19 protein-coding genes are annotated in these 17,170 nt (G+C 68.5%); 4 read left to right on the top strand and 15 right to left on the bottom strand.

Annotation, left to right across the window (positions count from 1 at the left end; translation table 11 throughout):
* Positions 1 to 98 precede the first annotated feature (98 nt).
* Positions 99 to 1,004: a hypothetical protein gene (locus SACMADRAFT_RS27005; RefSeq protein WP_040925933.1), complete on the top strand. Its 906-nt coding sequence runs from the start codon at positions 99 to 101 to the stop codon at positions 1,002 to 1,004.
* An 8-nt stretch (positions 1,005 to 1,012) separates the two neighbouring features.
* Here SACMADRAFT_RS27005 and SACMADRAFT_RS27000 read toward each other — a convergent pair whose 3' ends face one another.
* From SACMADRAFT_RS27000 to ygfZ, 3 genes are all read right to left on the bottom strand, one after another.
* Positions 1,013 to 1,984 (bottom strand): asparaginase, encoded by a 972-nt coding sequence (locus SACMADRAFT_RS27000; protein ID WP_009157008.1) that lies wholly within the window; start codon positions 1,982 to 1,984, stop codon positions 1,013 to 1,015.
* Positions 1,977 to 2,552 carry an RsiG family protein gene (locus tag SACMADRAFT_RS26995; RefSeq protein WP_009157007.1) on the bottom strand — a complete coding sequence of 192 codons (576 nt, stop codon included), beginning with the start codon at positions 2,550 to 2,552 and terminating at the stop codon, positions 1,977 to 1,979. The genes SACMADRAFT_RS27000 and SACMADRAFT_RS26995 overlap by 8 nt, the downstream gene beginning before the upstream one ends.
* 61 nt (positions 2,553 to 2,613) lie before the next feature.
* Positions 2,614 to 3,732 (bottom strand): CAF17-like 4Fe-4S cluster assembly/insertion protein YgfZ, encoded by a 1,119-nt coding sequence (ygfZ, locus tag SACMADRAFT_RS26990; protein ID WP_009157006.1) that lies wholly within the window; start codon positions 3,730 to 3,732, stop codon positions 2,614 to 2,616.
* 31 nt (positions 3,733 to 3,763) lie between these two features.
* On the opposite strand from ygfZ, the gene SACMADRAFT_RS26985 reads away from it, so the two are divergent.
* The gene (locus tag SACMADRAFT_RS26985; RefSeq protein WP_009157005.1) at positions 3,764 to 4,612 is read left to right on the top strand and encodes an aminodeoxychorismate lyase; all 849 of its coding nucleotides are present in this window, start codon (positions 3,764 to 3,766) and stop codon (positions 4,610 to 4,612) included.
* Positions 4,613 to 4,618: 6 nt separating this feature from the next.
* On the opposite strand, the gene SACMADRAFT_RS26980 is transcribed toward SACMADRAFT_RS26985, so the two are convergent.
* From SACMADRAFT_RS26980 to SACMADRAFT_RS26955, 6 genes are all read right to left on the bottom strand, one after another.
* Complete coding sequence (locus tag SACMADRAFT_RS26980; protein WP_009157004.1) at positions 4,619 to 5,236, bottom strand: FABP family protein; 618 nt, start codon at positions 5,234 to 5,236, stop codon at positions 4,619 to 4,621.
* A gap of 215 nt (positions 5,237 to 5,451) precedes the next feature.
* On the bottom strand, positions 5,452 to 5,757 hold the full coding sequence (locus SACMADRAFT_RS26975) for a DUF1416 domain-containing protein (RefSeq protein WP_009157003.1): 306 nt from the start codon (positions 5,755 to 5,757) through the stop codon (positions 5,452 to 5,454).
* Positions 5,757 to 6,593, bottom strand: a complete 837-nt coding sequence (locus SACMADRAFT_RS26970; protein ID WP_009157002.1) for a sulfurtransferase — start codon at positions 6,591 to 6,593, stop codon at positions 5,757 to 5,759. Before SACMADRAFT_RS26970 ends, SACMADRAFT_RS26975 begins: the two co-directional genes overlap by 1 nt.
* A gap of 72 nt (positions 6,594 to 6,665) precedes the next feature.
* Positions 6,666 to 7,100, bottom strand: coding sequence for a DUF4395 domain-containing protein (locus tag SACMADRAFT_RS26965; RefSeq protein ID WP_009157001.1), 435 nt, complete (start codon positions 7,098 to 7,100; stop codon positions 6,666 to 6,668).
* A gap of 135 nt (positions 7,101 to 7,235) precedes the next feature.
* Entirely contained in the window at positions 7,236 to 7,715 is a 480-nt protein-coding gene (locus SACMADRAFT_RS26960) for a TlpA family protein disulfide reductase (RefSeq protein ID WP_009157000.1), read from the bottom strand.
* A 12-nt stretch (positions 7,716 to 7,727) separates the two neighbouring features.
* Entirely contained in the window at positions 7,728 to 8,636 is a 909-nt protein-coding gene (locus SACMADRAFT_RS26955; RefSeq protein WP_009156999.1) for an LmeA family phospholipid-binding protein, read from the bottom strand.
* 156 nt (positions 8,637 to 8,792) lie between these two features.
* On the opposite strand from SACMADRAFT_RS26955, the gene SACMADRAFT_RS26950 reads away from it, so the two are divergent.
* Together SACMADRAFT_RS26950 and mshD are read left to right on the top strand one after the other, a co-directional pair.
* Positions 8,793 to 9,545 (top strand): winged helix-turn-helix transcriptional regulator, encoded by a 753-nt coding sequence (locus tag SACMADRAFT_RS26950; protein WP_009156998.1) that lies wholly within the window; start codon positions 8,793 to 8,795, stop codon positions 9,543 to 9,545.
* A gap of 27 nt (positions 9,546 to 9,572) precedes the next feature.
* On the top strand, positions 9,573 to 10,484 hold the full coding sequence (gene mshD / locus SACMADRAFT_RS26945) for a mycothiol synthase (RefSeq protein ID WP_009156997.1): 912 nt from the start codon (positions 9,573 to 9,575) through the stop codon (positions 10,482 to 10,484).
* A gap of 49 nt (positions 10,485 to 10,533) precedes the next feature.
* On the opposite strand, the gene pstB is transcribed toward mshD, so the two are convergent.
* The 6 genes from pstB to SACMADRAFT_RS26915 form a co-directional block, all read right to left on the bottom strand.
* Positions 10,534 to 11,313: a phosphate ABC transporter ATP-binding protein PstB gene (gene pstB, locus SACMADRAFT_RS26940; protein ID WP_009156996.1), complete on the bottom strand. Its 780-nt coding sequence runs from the start codon at positions 11,311 to 11,313 to the stop codon at positions 10,534 to 10,536.
* 25 nt (positions 11,314 to 11,338) lie between these two features.
* A complete protein-coding gene (gene pstA, locus SACMADRAFT_RS26935) occupies positions 11,339 to 12,430 on the bottom strand; it encodes a phosphate ABC transporter permease PstA (RefSeq protein ID WP_009156995.1) in 1,092 nt (363 codons plus the stop codon).
* Positions 12,430 to 13,377, bottom strand: a complete 948-nt coding sequence (pstC, locus tag SACMADRAFT_RS26930; RefSeq protein WP_009156994.1) for a phosphate ABC transporter permease subunit PstC — start codon at positions 13,375 to 13,377, stop codon at positions 12,430 to 12,432. Before pstC ends, pstA begins: the two co-directional genes overlap by 1 nt.
* 80 nt (positions 13,378 to 13,457) lie before the next feature.
* Entirely contained in the window at positions 13,458 to 14,561 is a 1,104-nt protein-coding gene (pstS, locus tag SACMADRAFT_RS26925) for a phosphate ABC transporter substrate-binding protein PstS (RefSeq protein WP_009156993.1), read from the bottom strand.
* 254 nt (positions 14,562 to 14,815) lie between these two features.
* On the bottom strand, positions 14,816 to 15,478 hold the full coding sequence (phoU, locus tag SACMADRAFT_RS26920; RefSeq protein WP_009156992.1) for a phosphate signaling complex protein PhoU: 663 nt from the start codon (positions 15,476 to 15,478) through the stop codon (positions 14,816 to 14,818).
* Between the two features lie 79 nt (positions 15,479 to 15,557).
* Positions 15,558 to 17,170 (bottom strand): LCP family protein (locus tag SACMADRAFT_RS26915; RefSeq protein ID WP_009156991.1); only part of this gene is annotated, 1,613 nt, incomplete at its 5' end.

Genomic DNA, 17,170 nt, shown 5'->3' with positions numbered 1-17,170 from the left:
ACGTGGCACGGTGTGCGAACCGTGACAGTATCGCTTCCGGGACACGCGACGGACCAGCCGGTGCGGGCACATCGGGCAGGCCGTGCCACGATTCATGAGTGCTTCGTCCGTTCGTGGCCTACCTGCGGGTGTACGAACCGCTTTCGGTGTTCGGTGACCCCCCTGACGAGCTGTTGCTCAAGGCCGTTGAGGCGGCGGGGTTGAGCCGTGCCGACGCGGCCGAACGCGAGCACCTGCTGTGGCTCAAATCACAGATTTCAATACCGGTTCGGCTGCTGCCCGCTGAGCGCGCCGATCGTAGACCCGCGCCCAGCGCCAGGACCGACGTGCTGGTGCTCGATCCGGCCGAGGTGCCGGGTCGTGAGGGCTCCGACCGGGGTGCCGAGCCGCTCGTGTGCCCGCTGGAGGTGCGGGCGCGGTCGGCGGCCGCGCTCGTGGGTTTCCTCGACGAGGCGCATCCGGCGCTACGGGCCGCCGTGCTCGACGCGTACGACCTGCCGACCGAGACGGTCAAGGTGCGGGCCAACGGTGCGCTGCGCGACCTGCACGGCCCGACCATGCACGTGCTCTCGACCACCTGGACCGTGCCGCTGCCGTGGTTCTCGCTGATCGACCCGGACCAGCGAAGGCTCGTGCTCGGCTCCGGACCGAGTGACCCGGCAAGGGAGTTGTCGTGGCGGGCGACCATGGAGGACGCGCGCAACCGGATCGCCGAGGCGGAGGAACTCGTGGAGGGTGCGCTCGGCGATGCAGGCCCTACCCGGATCCTGGCCGAGACGAGCCGGTGGCTGTCCAACTTCCACCCCGGCTCGGCCGTCGAACTCGACTACGGCGGTCTCGTGCAACTCATCGAGGACCCGGTGTTGGCGATGGACACCTCGGCCGACGAGGTGCACGCCATCCTGGAGGCACTCCGGCAGGAGGCGGTGGAGGAAGTAGCGGAGGCGTTCGAGACGCTGCGGGACTACTGGGGTGAGCTTGCCGCGCGGGAGCGGTTCAACTGACAACCCGGTCAGCCGCTGCCCGGTGCGGTGGCTGGCGCGGCCGATTCAAGGGCGGTCTCGAGGACAGCGAGGCAGTGCCGGGACACGCGCAACTCACCGACCTCCCGCCCGCCACCGAGTACGGTGCCCGCCGCGTTGCCCAGTCCGTCGAGCACCGCGCGCGCGGCCGGGTTCTGCGGCAGCGAGCCCGACGCCCGCAGCGCCGCGACCAACAGCGGAGCCCTGCCCCTGCCCGCGCCGTCGTCGATCTTGAGTGCCACGGCCGAGCCGTCGGGCAGCGCCATCGCGTGCACCCCCTCGGCGCCGCCCTTGGTGAGCAGGCCCGGTACCGCCAGCATGAGCAGCGTGTCCTCGCGGCCGGTGCCCGCGACGAGCCACGGATGGGTCCGCATGGCCTCGCCCACCCGCGTCCTGCTCGCCGAGGAGAACGCCCGCGCCAACCCCGTCAGGGAGAACGCGAAGAGCGGGGCGCCGCAACCGTCCACACCGGTTGCCGCGATGGGTTCCCCGGTGAGTTCCTCGATCGTCGCCGCGATGGTGCGTTGCAGTTCGTGTGCCGGGTCGGTGTAGCCGGCGGTGGCCCAGCCGCGCTGCACACAGGCGGTCAACATGCCCGCGTGCTTGCCGGAGCAGTTCATCGCCGCGCGGCGTGGTTCCGGCGGGCAGTGCAGGTCCGCCTCACCGAGCCCCACCTGCTCCAGCATCGCCAGCGCGCGGGCAACGTGGCCCGCCTCGCCGCTGTGTGAGGCGCAGACAAGGGCCAGCGCGTCGTCGGTCACCCGCAGTCCCGCGTTCAACATGCCGAGGGCTTGCAGTGGTTTGTTCGCCGAGCGCGGGAAGACCGGCCGGTCCACATCGCCGAGTGCCACGCGAACGGTGCCGTCCGGGGCGGTCACCACGAGCGCGCCGCGGTGCACGCTTTCGACGAACCCCGAACGGACGACCTCGACCAGAACCGGCGAGGGTTCGCCGTCAGCCATCGTCGGCTTCGTCCCCGCCTCGCTGGCTGGCCAGCAGTTCGTCCACCGATGCGGTGCCCTGGGCGTATCGCTTGGCGATCTCGGCGTTGAACGCGTCGACGACCGCCTGCACCTGCCTGCGCCGCGTCGAAACGGAGGATTCGTGCTCGCGCAGCGCCCGCAGCGTTTCCCGCAGCCGTTCCTCGGTGAGCGAGGACACGTCGGAAAGGTCGGCGTCGCCGAGCAGTTCCTCGGCCTTGCGCCGGTACTCACCGGCGCGCGAAGGTTCCAGCGTCTGATGCCGTCCCGAACCCATGGCGGGGCCGAGCGCGTTCTCGGCGAGGATCGTGGTCAACTGCTCGACGATGCTGGTGGCCCCACCGGACTGCCTGCGCTGCTGCTCGGCGCGCACGATGTCGATACGTGCGTGCAGCAACCTGCGCAGGTACGACAGGTCCGTTTCCTCCTGTGCGGCCTCGTCGCGGCGCTCCCGCAGCGTCGACAGCGACATCGTCTCCAGGTCACGCGCATAGTCGGCGGCGAGGACACGGTCGATGCGACGGCGTCCGCCTGGCCGGACTTCGATCACGGGATCATCCTGCTCTACGACGGTCTGTGGCACCAGGGTGGGACACGATCATGTCATCTTCTCACCCGCGCAGGCGCTGGACCGCCTCACGTCCGGGCGCGGCGCGTTCCTCGGGGACCGAATCGGGGTCGATGGCGGCCTGCGCGGCGCGATCCTCCTCGCCCGCGATCAGCTCCGCGTCCACCGGCGTGGACCGTTTGACCAGTGCCAGGGCGATCGGCCCCAGTTCGTGGTGTTGTGCCACGCTGCCCACCCTGCCGACATTGCGCTCGCCGAGCAACACGGGATCGCCGGGCTCGGGGTAGATCTCCTGCGATCCGTCCAGGTGCAGCAGCACCATGTGGCGGGGCGGTTTGCCCACGTTGTGGACCTTCGACACGGTCTCCTGGCCCCGGTAGCAGCCCTTGGCGACGTGGGCCGCCGTGCCGATCCAGTTCACCTCGTGCGGGATGGTGCGTTCGTCGGTGTCGACGCCGATCCGGGGGCGCAGCGACTCCACTCGCAGTGCGTCGAACGCCCACGTGCCCGCGGGGCGGGCTCCGGCACCGGTGAGCTTGGCCCACACCTCGGCCAGTTGTGCCCTGGGGACGATCAGGTCCACCGCCGTATCGCCCGGCCACGGCATTCTGCGCGCGAAGCCACCCTGGAACGGCGTCACCGAGTACGGTTGCTCACCGACCTCGACATCGAGCACGGTGGGGATGTCAGGGCCGAGCAACGTCAGCACGGCCAGCTCCCCTGTCGCGTCGCGCAGGTCCACCTGCGACCAGAACTTCATGGCCTCGAAGTACTCGAGCAGGCTCTGCTTGCCGCCCTTCGGCAGCGCGCTCGTGGCCTGCGCTCCCGGATCGGTGTCGAGGTAGACGGTGCCGCCGGTGTAGCCGAGCACCATGTGGGCGTCGACGCGCCCGTAGCTGTCCAGGACCAACGCCTCCGTGCCCGACCCGTCGGGCAATTCGGTGACGTGTTGCGAGATCACCAGGTGCAGCCAGGAAAGCCGCTCCTGGCCGGTGACCGTGATGAGCTCCCGGTGCGACCTGTCGACCACGGCCACACCGCGCACGGCGGCGCGCTGCTCGGCGAACGGATCGCCCCAGTGCCACGGCACGCCGAACTCGGGGTGACCCTCGGGTGGCGCCACCGCGCCCGGCCGGTGCAGCAGCGCAGACTCGTAACCCATGGCGTCGATCGTAGGTGAGTACGGTGGTGCCATGCGCGTGCTCGCTTTTCTGGACGGCACACTGGCCGATCCCGATGCCACCCACCTGCGTGTCGACGACCTCGGGGTGCTGCGTGGCGACGGGATCTTCGAGACGATCCTCGTCACCGACGGCAAGCCGAGAGAGTTGGAGGCGCACCTGGACCGGCTGGCCCGCTCCGCGGCGATGATGGACCTGCCGAGGCCGGACCGGCCTGCGTGGGAGCGTGCGACCAGGCAGGTGATCGACAACTGGCCGGACTCCTCGGAGATCGCGATCAAGCTCGTCTACACGCGCGGCATCGAAGGCGACCCCGACTCGACCCCGACCGCGTTCGCCCTCGGCATGGAGATCGACGGCAAGGTCAAGCGGGCCCGCGCCGACGGCATCGCGGCCGTCACACTCGAGCGCGGTATCGACGCGGGGTTGGCAGAGCGGGCGCCCTGGCTGCTGCTCGGCGCCAAGTCGCTGTCCTACGCCGTCAACATGGCCGCCGTCAGGGAGGCCAACCGGAGGGGAGCCGCGGACGTGATCTTCACGGCGACCGACGGTTCGGTGCTCGAAGGACCCACCTCCAGCGTCGTGGTGGCAAGGGGGCGCACGCTCTACACGCCACCGCCGACACTGGGCATCCTGCCTGGCACGACGCACGGGGCCGTGTTTCGCGCGGCCGAAAGTGCGGGCTGGACCACGAAGGTCGAGCCGGTGGCTGCCGCCGACCTGCGTTCGGCCGACGGGGTGTTCCTGGCTTCGTCGGTGCGCAAGCTCACCCGGGTGCACACCCTGGACGGCGAGCGACTGCCGGATTCCACACTCCTGCACGCGGAGTTGGCCAGCGCCTACGACGCGCAGTACGAATGAGTGCCCTCAGCCGACGACACGGTGCAGCAGCGCGGAAACGTGCGGGGTCATCGGCTGACCGACCATCGCACGCTCCTCGACGTAACCGAGGTCGCCGCCCGCGACGATGCCGTACAGCCGCTTGGCCGCGGTGACTTCCTTGGCCGTGGAGGAGCGCACCACCGCATCGGTGCCGAGTTCCCAGGTCGTCTGACTCTTCGGCGTGCCGTAGAACAGCTCCAGGATGCCGCTGGAGTGGCACAGCAACAGTTCGATGGTGTCGTCGGCCTGCGGCCGCCACCATCCGGTCTCGCGCGCGGCGGGCCGGATGACGTTGCCTTCGGCGTCGAGCAGCCAGGACCGCGCCTCGTGGTGCAGGAACGGCCTGCCGTCGTGGGAGATGGTCAGTTGCTGGGCGAAGCGGTACGGCCCGTCGATGGTCGGGTAGTTGACCTCACCCTCCCCTCGCCAGACCCCGACCAGCGGTAGCAGCGCCAGGCAGGCGTCGTTTAGTTCGGGGCCTTCGCGAAGGTTCGCCGTGTCGCCGGGAATCGGCAGGTCAGCCAGCTGCGGAATGTTGCGCTTCGCCGTGGTCTCGGCGCGCTGCGCCGCCGCCCGAATCGCCTCGTCACCACTCGTGGGCATCGGTGCTCAGCGGTTCCTCAGCGATGGTCGGAGTACAGCCGGTAGACGACGTAGCCGCCGAACCACAGCACACCCACAACGGCCAAGATCAGCAGCGTCGTAAACAGAATCTCCACGGCTGCAGGATAACCCCCGGTACGAAACCGCCCCCGAGGCCACCGGATTCGGCGGCCTCGGGGGCGGTCCTCGCGGGCGCTCGCTGCGTGGTGGGTGACTCACCCCACAGCGATCGGCACCCGGTGCACCCCCGGGCCTTCAGCGGTGACCGACGCCTCACCGTTGCCGCTGCGGTGCAGCGCGCGCACCGTCCAACTGCCGGGCGCGGCGTAGAACCGGAAGTCTCCCTCGGCGGAGGCCTGCACCTCACCGGCGAACTCACCGTCGGCGTTGAGCAGCCGCACGTAGGCTCCGCCGAGCGGACCGTCACCGCCGGTGACCTTGCCCGCCAACACCACCTGGCCGCCGGTGTCGGCGGCAGCGGGGGTCGCCGTCTGTTGCGGCGCACCGCATCCGTCCGTCATCACTTCGCTCCCGTCTCGATCGGCACGCCGACCAGCGAGCCGTACTCGGTCCACGATCCGTCGTAGTTCTTCACGTCCGGTAGCCCGAGGAGTTCGTGCAGCGCGAACCACGTGTGGCTGGAACGTTCACCGATCCTGCAGTAGGCGATGGTGGGCTTGGAGGTGTCCAGGCCCGCGTCCTTGTACAGCCGCTGGAGTTCCTCGTCGGACTTGAAGGTGCCGTCCTCGTTGGCCGCCTTGGACCACGGCACGTTCACCGCGCTGGGGATGTGCCCCGGCCGCTGTGCGGTCTCCTGCGGCAGGTGGGCGGGTGCGAGCAGCTTGCCGGAGAACTCGTCGGGCGAACGCACGTCCACCAGGTTCTTCGTGCCGATGGCCCGCACGACCTCGTCGCGGAACGCCCGAAGTGAGCGGTCCTGTTCGGCCGCCTTGTAGCTGGTGCGCTCTCGCTCGACCTCGTCGGTGCTCAGCGTGCGGCCGTCGAGTTCCCACTTCTTGCGCCCACCGTCGAGCAACCTGACCTTGTCGTGGCCGTAGAGCTTGAAGTACCAGTAGGCGTAAGCGGCGAACCAGTTGTTGTTGCCGCCGTAGAGGATCACCAGGTCGTCGTTGCCGATGCCCTTGCTCGACATCAGGTTCTCGAAACCGGCCCTGTCGACGAAGTCGCGGCGGACGGGCTCCTGCAGCTCGTTCCTCCAGTCGATCTTCACCGCACCCGGGATGTGCCCGCCGTCGTAGGCGGTGGTGTCCTCGTCGACCTCGGCGAATACCACGCCGGGAGTGTTCAGGTTCTGTTCCGCCCAGTCGGTGGTGACCAGAACGTCTTCACGGCTCATGAGCTGGCACTCACTTTCTTGTCGTGGGAAAGGAAGTTGGGAAAAGAAGTTGGGAAAGAAACGCGCTGTCGGCTACGCGCGCTCGGCACTGCGGGCGGACCGGCGTAGCAGCAGGTACACCTCGCAGCCGAGGCAGAAGTTGAACGCCGCGTTGAGGAATGCGGCGAACAGTGCGAACGCCGTCGCGACGAGGGCGAGTGTGGCCAGGCCAGTCACGTAGCCGACCGTGCCCGCCAAGGCGAACACGAAACCCACCGCCTGAGCGAACCGTAGCGGTGCCGCTTCCTCACGTTCGGCGGTGGGCTTGCGGCGCGGTGCGAGGAGAAGGCGGTACAGCAACGAGTACGGGGCCGTACGCGGCCCGGCGAGCGCGCCTACCGCGAAAACCACCGTCTGTGCGGCGAGCAGCGGCCACCACCCGGTGACCAGGACCAGCGCCAGCACGACGGTCGTGACGGCGGCCGCGAACCGAGGACCGCGAGGGTCCACCGCAGCGCCTGCGGACATCCATCCTCCTGAGTTGATCGCCGGGCCGGGTTCAGCGGCTGGGCGAACACAGGCTGCTGCGCACCCTGCACAGGTCCACAGCGCGTCGCTGCGTCAGGAGGTGGGGAACGAGCCTGTCCACGTGGGCAAGGCTACTCAGCTGGATTCGGGGTGGGAACCGTGTTCATTCTGTGAGACGAGGTGTGTCCGCAGCGCGGTGAGCAGGTCGGCTGTCTTCGGTACGCCGCTGACCCGCAGCAATTCCTGTCCGGAGGACGTGTAGGCCACGGTGGTGGGAGTGCGCAGCACCCCGATGGCGCGTGCGACCTCCGGTTGGTCGGTCACATCCAGGTTCACGTAGCGCAATCCCTCGGTTCGCTCGGCGAACTCGGTGAGCACCGCTTTGGCGTGCCTGCACGGCGCGCAGTAGGTGGTGGACACCTGCAGCAGGGTCACCGTGCCCGGCTCGCTGGGCAGCGCCGCCGCGACGGGCGCGGGCAGGTCCTGCCGCGACTGGTGCCCGGCCCGCGCGCGCTTGGCGAAGCGGTAGCGAATCCGGCCTTCCCTTGTCGCCACCAGGACACCAACGAAAACGGCGGCGCCGATGGCGCCCACCGTCAGCCATACGCCGGTCACCGCATCAGCTCCTTACTGGCGCGTGGGCGCCTGTGTCCCGGTCGAGGAGAACCGCACGTTCGTGGCCTCGCCCTTCACCGTGATGGAGCCCGAGTCGACGTGCACAGCCGTCGGGGTCACCGTGAACGGAAGCTGACCGGTGTTGATGTCGGCTTCGAAGTTCGGGAGCAGGGCGCGCTGCACGTCCTTGGGAACCACGGTCGTCTCCTGGTCATTCCCGAACTGCAACCGGTGCGCAGTGATGCGGATGGTGGTGCCGTCGAGCTCGATGATGGCGAAGGCGAAGATCTCCATCCGTTCCCCCGCGATCTGCACCTTCCCCGCCAGCCGCACACCCGCCGTCGAGTCGTCCTGCTGCTGGCTGTCCTCGCCGTCGGCTCCGCTGCCGCCCTCACCGTCGTCGGTGGCGTTGCCCGCGTCGGGGTCGGTTCCCTCCCCGTTTCGCACGTAGGACTCGGTGGAGGGATCGATGCGCAGGTCCTCGATGTTCGTCAGCGGGGGGACACGGGCGATGTCGCTGGCCTTGAGCGTGACCTGGGCTTCCAGGTCGCCGATCGTGATGGCTTGCACGTTGCCACCCGCGAGGTCGGAAAGCGGTGCCTTGACGTCTCGCAGTTCCGCGCTGAGCGAGACGTCCCGGAGCACGTCCTGCACCGGAACACCGTCCGCGGAGACGCTGATGTGGTCGTACTCACCTGACAACGCCTGGGTGGCGAACGGGAAGCCGTGGACGGTCACCGCGGGGTCCTGCGCAAGCCCCAGCTGCTCGCGGGCCTGCTGCGAAACCGTGTGTTCGGCGAAGGCCGCCGCTGCGAAATCCGCGCCGACGAGCAGCCCGAGCAGCACCACGAGGACGATGACGATCCTTTTTCCACGGCGTCCGCGCTTGCGCCCCTGCTGCGGTGTCACGGTTGTGCCCACGATTGCGTCCGTTCTGTTAACTGCATGTTTCCGGTGTTGCGACCTGGTGTGATGCGGGTTTCAGGACTAGGGCCGTCCGGCGCCCAGCGGTTATCGTCAATTGGGTACCGGCCCTGATTCTCCGCGAGGGCGAACCGAATACTTGAGGTGGTGGCGATGAGCCTGGATTTGCTGGTACTCACTGGAGAATCCGATGCCACCTCGGTGCTGCCCGCTCTTGATCTGCTGCCGCATACCGTACGCGTGCGCGCGCCGGAGGTGACAGCCCTCCTCGACGCGGGTCACCGCGATGTCATCCTGCTCGACGCCCGCAGTGACCTGGCCTCGGCCAAGAGCCTGTGCAGGCTGCTGAAGGGCGCGGGCGACGACGACGCTACGACGCCGGTGATCGCGGTGGTCGGCGAAGGCGGCCTGGTGGCCGTCAGCTCGGAGTGGCGCACCGATGACATCCTGTTGCCTACGGCAGGCCCCGCCGAGGTGGACGCCCGGCTGCGGCTGGCGACGACCAAGGACGGCGCTACCTCTCACGTGGACGCCGAGCTGCGGGTCGGCGACCTGGTGATCGACGAGGCGACCTACACCGCGCGGCTGCGCAAGCGCACCCTCGAGCTGACCTACAAGGAGTTCGAGCTGCTCAAGTACCTCGCGCAGCATGCGGGCAGGGTCTTCACCCGCGCCCAGCTGCTGCAGGAGGTGTGGGGCTACGACTTCTTCGGAGGCACCCGCACCGTCGACGTCCACGTGCGGAGGTTGCGTGCCAAGCTCGGCCCAGAGCACGAGCAGATGATCGGTACCGTGCGCAACGTCGGCTACAAGTTCGAGCGGCCGAGCAAGTCGGCAGGCGCGGCCAAGACCGGCCTGCCCTCGGCTATCCGGCCCGTGGAATCCGAAGAGCTCTCCACTCGCTGAGCGGGCCCGCAGGCGTAGCCTCGACCCATGCTGAAGCTGGTGTGGGTCGACGAACTCGACCTCGCGCGTACCGAGGAGGTGCGCCGACTGTTGCTGGCGGCGCGCGAGTCCGATGGCAGGCCGCAGGTGCGGCAGGCGGGACCGCTGCCGGAGGAGTTTCACGGCGGGCGGCACCTGCTCGGACAACTCGACGGGGCCGCGGACCTGGTCGGCTACGCACATCTGGACACCGCAGGCGACGCGTTCGGCAGGCAGGTCGCCGAACTGCTCGTACATCCCGCTCACCGGGGCCGTGGCCACGGCGCCGCGCTGCTGGAGGAGTTGCTCCGGGCGGCATCCGTGCCACGAGTGTGGTCCCACGGCGACCATCCGGCGGCCGCCGCGCTCGCCAAGCGCTTCGGGCTGAACCGGGCGCGGGAGCTGCTGGTGATGCGAGCCTCGGCGGCCGAGGCCGACTGGCCCGAGCCGAAACCGAGTCAGGGTCTGCGGTTGCGTACCTTCGTGCCCGGTGAGGACGAGCAGGGCGTCATCGACGTCAACGCGCGCGCGTTCGACTGGCATCCCGAGCAGAGCGCCTTCGGGGTGGCGGACCTGCGGCGAGCCGAGCAGGAGGACTGGTTCGACCCGCAGGGGTTCTTCCTCGCCGAGAACGAAAGTGGCCGGATCGTGGGCTTTCACTGGACGAAGGTCCACGATGCCAACCCGGACCGGTTCGGTGGTGAGCCGGTCGGCGAGGTTTACGTGGTCGGGGTGGACCCGAGCGCGCAGGGTGGTGGGCTCGGCAAGGCGCTGACCCTGGCCGGCCTGCGCCACCTGCGTGCGCTGGGACTGCGCCAGGTGATTCTGTACGTCGAGGGCGACAACGCACCCGCGGTGGCGGTCTACCGCGGCCTCGGCTTCGAGACCGTCGAGACGGACGTGCAGTACGCCGCCCCGTGATCGTGCGGCCCGGCGGTGATCCGCGCCGGGCCGCACCGTGTCCGGCGGCTCAGCCGAAGCGTCCGGAGATGTAGTCCTCGGTGGCCTTCTGGCTCGGTGTGGAGAAGATCTTCGCGGTCTCGTCGATCTCCACCAGTTCACCGGGCTGCCCTACACCACGCAGGTTGAAAAAGCCGGTGGTGTCGCTGACCCGCGCCGCCTGCTGCATGTTGTGCGTGACGATCACGATGGTGTAGTTGGCCTTCAACTCCAGCATCAGGTCCTCGATGGCCTGGGTCGAGATGGGGTCGAGGGCCGAACACGGCTCGTCCATCAACAGCACCTCCGGCTGCACCGCGATGGCCCTGGCGATGCACAGCCGCTGCTGCTGCCCGCCGGAAAGGCCGGAACCGGGCTTGCCGAGCCGGTCCTTGACCTCTTCCCACAGGTTCGCCGAGCGCAGCGACCGCTCCACCAGGTCGTCCAGTTCGGACCGCTTCATGCGCCTGCCGTTCAGCTTCATGCCCGCGGCGACGTTGTCATAGATCGACATCGTCGGGAACGGGTTGGGGCGCTGGAAGACCATGCCGATCTGGCTGCGGACCCGCACCGGGTCGACCCCTGGCGCGTAGAGGTCCTGGTCGTCCATGAAGACCTTGCCCTCGACGCGGGCGTTCGGCACCAGTTCGTGCATCCGGTTGAGCGTGCGCAGGAACGTCGACTTGCCACAGCCGGAAGGCCCGATCAGCGCGGTGACCGCCCGTGGCTGGATCGTCATCGACACGCCCTGCACGGCGAGGAACTTGTCGTAGTAGATGTCGAGATCCTTGACCTCGATGCGCTTTGCCACAGTGCTTTCCTATCCTGTGTCCCGCTCACCCGCGGGTCTTCGGTGCGAACAGCCGGGAGATGAGCCGCGCGACAAGGTTGAGCAGCATGACGATGATGATCAGCAGGAGTGCTGCCGCCCATGCCCGCTCCAGTGCCGGTTCCGGTGGGTAGCCGGGTGAGACGTACTCGTAGTAGGAGAATACCGACAGGGTTGCCATGCGACCGTCGAACGGATCGAAGTTGTCACTGCTGGTGATGCCCACCGTGACCAGCAGTGGCGCGGTCTCGCCGATGACCCTCGCGATGGCCAGGGTGACACCGGTGGCGATACCGGCCAGCGAAGTGGGCAGCACCACCCTGAGGATCGTCCGCCACTTCGGCACCGCGAGCGCGTAGGACGCCTCCCGCAGTTCGTTGGGCACCAGCTTGAGCATCTCCTCGGTGGAGCGGACCACCACGGGCACCATCAGCACGCTCAGCGCGATGGCGCCCATGATGCCCATGCGTATCCCCGGGCCGAAGATCAGCGCGAACAGCGCGTACGCGAACAGACCTGCCACGATCGAGGGGATACCGGTCATCACGTCGACGAAGAACGTGATGGCCTTGGCGAGGCGGCCTCGCCCGTACTCCACCAGGTAGATGGCGGTGAGCATGCCGACGGGCACCGAGATGAGGGTGGCGAGCCCGGTGATGATGAGCGTGCCCATGATGGCGTGGTAGACACCACCGCCCTCGCCGACGACGCCACGCATCGAGTAGGTGAAGAACTCCATGTCGAAGCGGGCGACACCCTTGGAGACCACCGTAATGATCACCGAGATCAGCGGCAGCAGCGCCAGCAGGAACGCGCACGTCACGACGGCTGTCACCAGCCTGTCGACGGCCTTCCTTCTGCCCTCGACGGCACGCGACCACACGTAGACCACGACGGTGTAGGCCACGGCGGCGAGAACCGCGGTCGCGGCCACGTTCCAGTCGCCGAACAGCACGAGAGCGCCCGCCGCCGCCACGGTGGCGGCGAGCGTGCCGACCGCGGCCCCTCGGGGTAGCTGGCCGTGGGTCAGCGGGACACCGGTCAGCGGTGCGTACAGGTCGGGTTGCCCCGGTTCGCGGGAGGTTGTCGGAGTGGGCATCAGTTGGCTCCCGAGAATTCCTTGCGCCGCTCGATCACCGCACGGGCAGCCATGTTGACCACCAGCGTGAGGGCGAACAGCACGAGCCCGGACGCGATCAGGGTGTTGACGGCGATGCCTGTCGACTCGGGGAACTGCAACGCGATGTTGGCGGCGATGGTCGAGGGATTACCCGTGCCGATGAGGTTGAAGGTGACGCCGCCGGACACCGAGAGCACGATCGCCACCGCCATGGTCTCGCCGAGCGCCCGGCCGAGCCCCAGCATGGAGGCACCGATGATGCTCGACCTGCCGAAAGGCAGCGGCGCCATCTTGATCATCTCCCAGCGGGTGGCGCCGAGCGCGAGCGAGGCTTCCTCGTGCAGCCGAGGTGTCTGCCGGAACGCCTCCCTGACCACGGCGGTGATGATCGGCAGGATCATCACCGCGAGCACGAGGATCGCCACCAACATGGTGCGGCCGGTGGCCGAAGGTGGTCCCGCGAAGAACGGGATGAAGCCGAGGTTCTCCGAAAGCCAGGTGGTCGGTTCGACCGTCAGCGGGGCGAGCTGGGTGAACCCCCAAAGGCCGTAGATGATGCTCGGCACGGCGGCGAGCAGGTCGATGAGATAGCCAAGCGCTTGGGAGAGTCGGCGAGGCGCGTAGTAGGTGACGAACAGCGCGATCGCCACCGCCAGTGGTGCGGCCAGTAGCAGGGCGAACATCGCCGAGAGCAGGGTGCCGAACAGCAGCGGCCAGACGTAGACCGCGATGCCCTCGCCGCCTGGGATTTCCTCCGCGGGAGCGGTCAGCGAGGGCCAGGCCTCCACGAGCAGGAACGCGGCGACCCCTGCGAGGACGATGAGGATCAGGACGCCCGCTGCGGTCGAGGCGCCCGCGAAGATGCGGTCCCCTGGTCGCTGCGGCACTTTTCGTGCTTGCGACCTCTCCGCTGTGCTGGGGAACACGTGCCATCCCTTCTTACGCGGATGTCCGGGTGGTCACCCAGCGGGGTGGCCACCCGGACAGTGTGGAACCGATGTCGCTGTCAGCTACCGGAGCCGATGGCGTCCACCGCCGGCTGGATCTGCTGACGGAGCTTGTCGGAGATCGGCGCCGATCCCGCGGACTTGGCCGAGGCCTGCTGGCCCTCTTCGCTGATCATGTAGTCGAAGTAGCCCTTGACCAGCTCGGCCTTGTTCGCGTCGTCGTAGTTGGTGCACGCGATCTCGTAGGACACCAGCACGATCGGGTAGGTGCCCGACTCGGTGGTGTCGCGGGCGAGGTCGTAGGCGAAGCTGTACTCGCCGCGACCCTCCACCCGCTCGGAGACATCGAGCACCTTGGCCGCCGCCTCCGGGGAGTAGCCGACGAACTCGTCACCGACACCGACCTTGGCTGTGCTCAGCTCGCCCGCCTGGCTGGCGTCGGCGTAGCCGATGGTGCCATTACCATTGGTGACGGCCTGCACGACGCCAGAGGTGCCCTGTGCGGCCTCACCACCCTTGACCGGCCAGTCGCCGCTGACCTCGTGCGGCCAGTCCTGCGGCGCGGCGGCCTTGAGGTACTCGACGAAGTTCTCGGTGGTGCCGGACTCGTCGGAGCGGTTCACCGGCGAGATCGCCGTGTCCGGCAGCTGCACACCCGGGTTGTCGGCGGCGATGGCCGGGTCGTTCCACTTCGTGATCTTCTGGTTGAAGATCTTGGCGATCGTGGCCGGCTTGAGGTTCAGCTCGTCGACGCCTTCGACGTTGAAGATGACCGCGATCGGCGAGACGTAGGTCGGGATCTCGACGACTTCGCCGCACCGCTTCTTGGCGGCGGCCAGCTCCTCCTCGTCGAGGTAGGCGTCGGTGCCACCGAAGTCGGAGCCCCCCGAGACGAACTGCTCGCGACCACCGCCGGAGCCGATCGGGTCGTAGTTGACCGTCACATCGGGGTTCTTGCCGATGAAGCCCGCCTGCCAGGCCTGCTGTGCGGCGTCCTGCGCGCTCGAACCCGCGCCCGAGATCGTGCCCGAAAGGCCCGAGCCACCGTTACCGGACTCGTTGCCCCCGCCTTCCTCGTTCGCCGAGCCACAGGCCACAAGGCCGAAGGTGAGCGCGGCCGCCGCTGGGAGGGCGAGAACGCGGCCCAGTGGGTAACGCTTCACAGTAAACCTCTTCCGAGTCTCGCGGCCGGCAGCAGCCGACCACTGGGGATGCTCACGCGGCTGGACGCTAGGGCGGCGACATGACACGGCAGGGCAGTGCTGGTGAACGAAACATGAACGCAATTTGACATTGGAAGTACGTCACAGCGACATTACGGAGTCGTGACGCAGCGTTAGCGCACAGCCTTACCGTAGTGGTCCGGAAAATGGCCGGTCGGTGCCGTCCTCGCCGGTCACGCGCCCTCATGCCTCGCTCACGCCTCGGTGGCGGAATACCCCGGCATCCGGCCGGTGACAACGAACACCATCCTTCTGGCGACCGACACGGCGTGGTCTGCGTAGCGCTCGTAGAACCGCCCTAGCAGGGTGACGTCCACCGCCGCGGCCACCCCGTGCGGCCAGTCCTTGTCCATCAGCACGCTGAACAGGTGCCGGTGGATGTCGTCGACCTGGTCGTCGTCGGTCTCGATGGCCCTTGCCGCCTCCACGTCCCTGGTGCGGATGACCTGCTCGGCACGCCGAGCCAGGCGCACCGCGGCCTTGCCCATCTCGTCGAAGTACGGCCGTACGTTCTGCGGCAACACCGGGTCGGGGTGACGCCTGCGGGCGGCCTTGGCGACGTGCAGTGCTAGGTCACCCATCCGCTCAAGGCTCTCCGCGGCGTGAATGGCGGCGAGCACGACACGAAGGTCCGTCGCGACGGGGGCCTGCAGCGCCAGCAACGCGTATGCCTGCTCCTCGCAGTCCGCGCGCGCGTCGTCCACAAGGGAGTCGTCACTGATGACCCGCTCCGCCAGTTCGAGATCGGACTCGAGCATGGCCTTGGTCGCTCGCTCCATGGCGTCGGCGACCTGGCCGGACATGCCGGCGAGCCGTTCGGCCAGATTCTCGAGTTCAACGTGGTAAGCCTCGCGCATGTCGGCCACTTTACGTCCGCGTCGCCACCGTGGGCGCATCGCGAAGTGAACCCGAGGTGAACCTGGGCTTATATGTGGGCTACATGGGTGCGGCCTGCGGGGTGCCGGACGCGGGTGTCGCCTGCTCGGGACCGGACGTGCCGCGCTCGGCCTCCTCGCCCGGCAGCGGCGTGTTCTCGATCAGCGCGCGGAACAGCTCGCGAGATTCCCGCTGCAGCATCACCTCGTTGCCGCGATCGTTGGCCTCGCCGACGGTGGGCACGGTGAGGAACTGGACGCTGCCCGCGTCGAGGCCGCGCATCGACTGCGCGAGGGTGAGTAGCTCGTCCACACCGATGTTCTCGCCGAACGTCGAGGCGGCGAAGGCGTTGACGAAGTCGCTCAGCCTGCCCATGTCGAGCAGCACGTTTCGCGACAGTGTCGCCTTCAGCAGCGACGACATGAACTGCTGCTGCCGTTGCATCCGGCCGTAGTCGGAGAACGTCGGGTCGCCGTAGACCTTGCGCGCCCGCACGAAGTTCAGTGCCTGATCGCCACGCAGCACCACGTCACCGGTCTCCGCGACGATGAGGCCGAGCTCCTGGTCACGCATCGGCTCGTCGAGGTGCACGGTCACCCCGCCGACCGCGTCGACCATGCCCTTGAAGCCGTGGAAGTCGATGCCGACGAAGTGGTTGATCTTCATTCCGGACAGTTGCTGGATGAGCTTCGTCACACAGCGCGGGCCACCGACGGTGAACGCCGAGTTGAGCTTCACCCGCTCCGCCGCCTCGATCACCTCGCCGTACTCGCCGGTCGCGGAATCCCACCGCTCGCACGCGGGGCGGCTCACCTCGAGATCCCTCGGGAACGAGATGACCACGGCGCGCCTGCGGTCCTTGGGTACGTGCGCGAGCATCACCGTGTCGGAGCGGGCGCCGGGGATGCCGTCGGCGTCCCCGACGTTCTCCTCGGCTGCCGCGCCCTCACGCGTGTCGGAGCCGACGATGAGGAAGTTCTCGTCGCCGAGCTGGGCCGAGGCGTTGCGGATGTCGGCGGAGTTCTCGTCGAGCGCCGCGATCTCGTTGAACTTGGAGTTGAACCAGGTCTTGGCGCCCCAGGCGACTCCGGTGGCGAGGAAGACGAGCACCGCGATGACGACACACGTGGCCCGGCCTGCCAGCACGCGGTCGAGCCGCCCGAGCTTGATCCGCGTCGCGACGCCCGCCCGTCGCTCGGCCCTGTCGTCCTCGTCGGCTGACTCGCTGTGCTCCTGGTCCGGCTCACCGGCCCCTTGAGCATCCTCCTCGGCGTCGTCGGGGTCACCGTCACGCCGTGGCGTGCCGGAACCCCGTGCGGTGGACACCACGCGCTGCAGCTTCGTCCTTGTCTGCTCCAGCCGTGCCGCCAGCCGGCTGCGACGCCTGCGGCGTTCCTGCTCCTCGGCCTCCAACTCGTCGTGTGCCGCGGAGAACCGGGCGAGCGAATCGTCGATCTTGCGCCGGTACTTGGTCGCGTCGTCGACGGGCTCGAGTTGGTCGGTCATCGTCAGCCGGTCTTCCAGCGACCGCTCCGGCGGGGGCGGGGGTGCCTGCCGGGGTGGCCGGGGAGGCGCCGGCGGTGCTTGCCCGGGTCGCTTCGGGGGAGGCGGCGGCGTGTTGGTCAGCCGCTCGTCGCCGTCGTCGAGCAGCGCCGCAACCTGCGCCGTCGGCG

It is taken from the genome of Saccharomonospora marina XMU15 (assembly GCF_000244955.1).
GTDB classification, from domain to species: Bacteria; Actinomycetota; Actinomycetes; order Mycobacteriales; family Pseudonocardiaceae; genus Saccharomonospora_A; species Saccharomonospora_A marina.
This window is presented reverse-complemented; position numbering and strand designations above follow the sequence as displayed.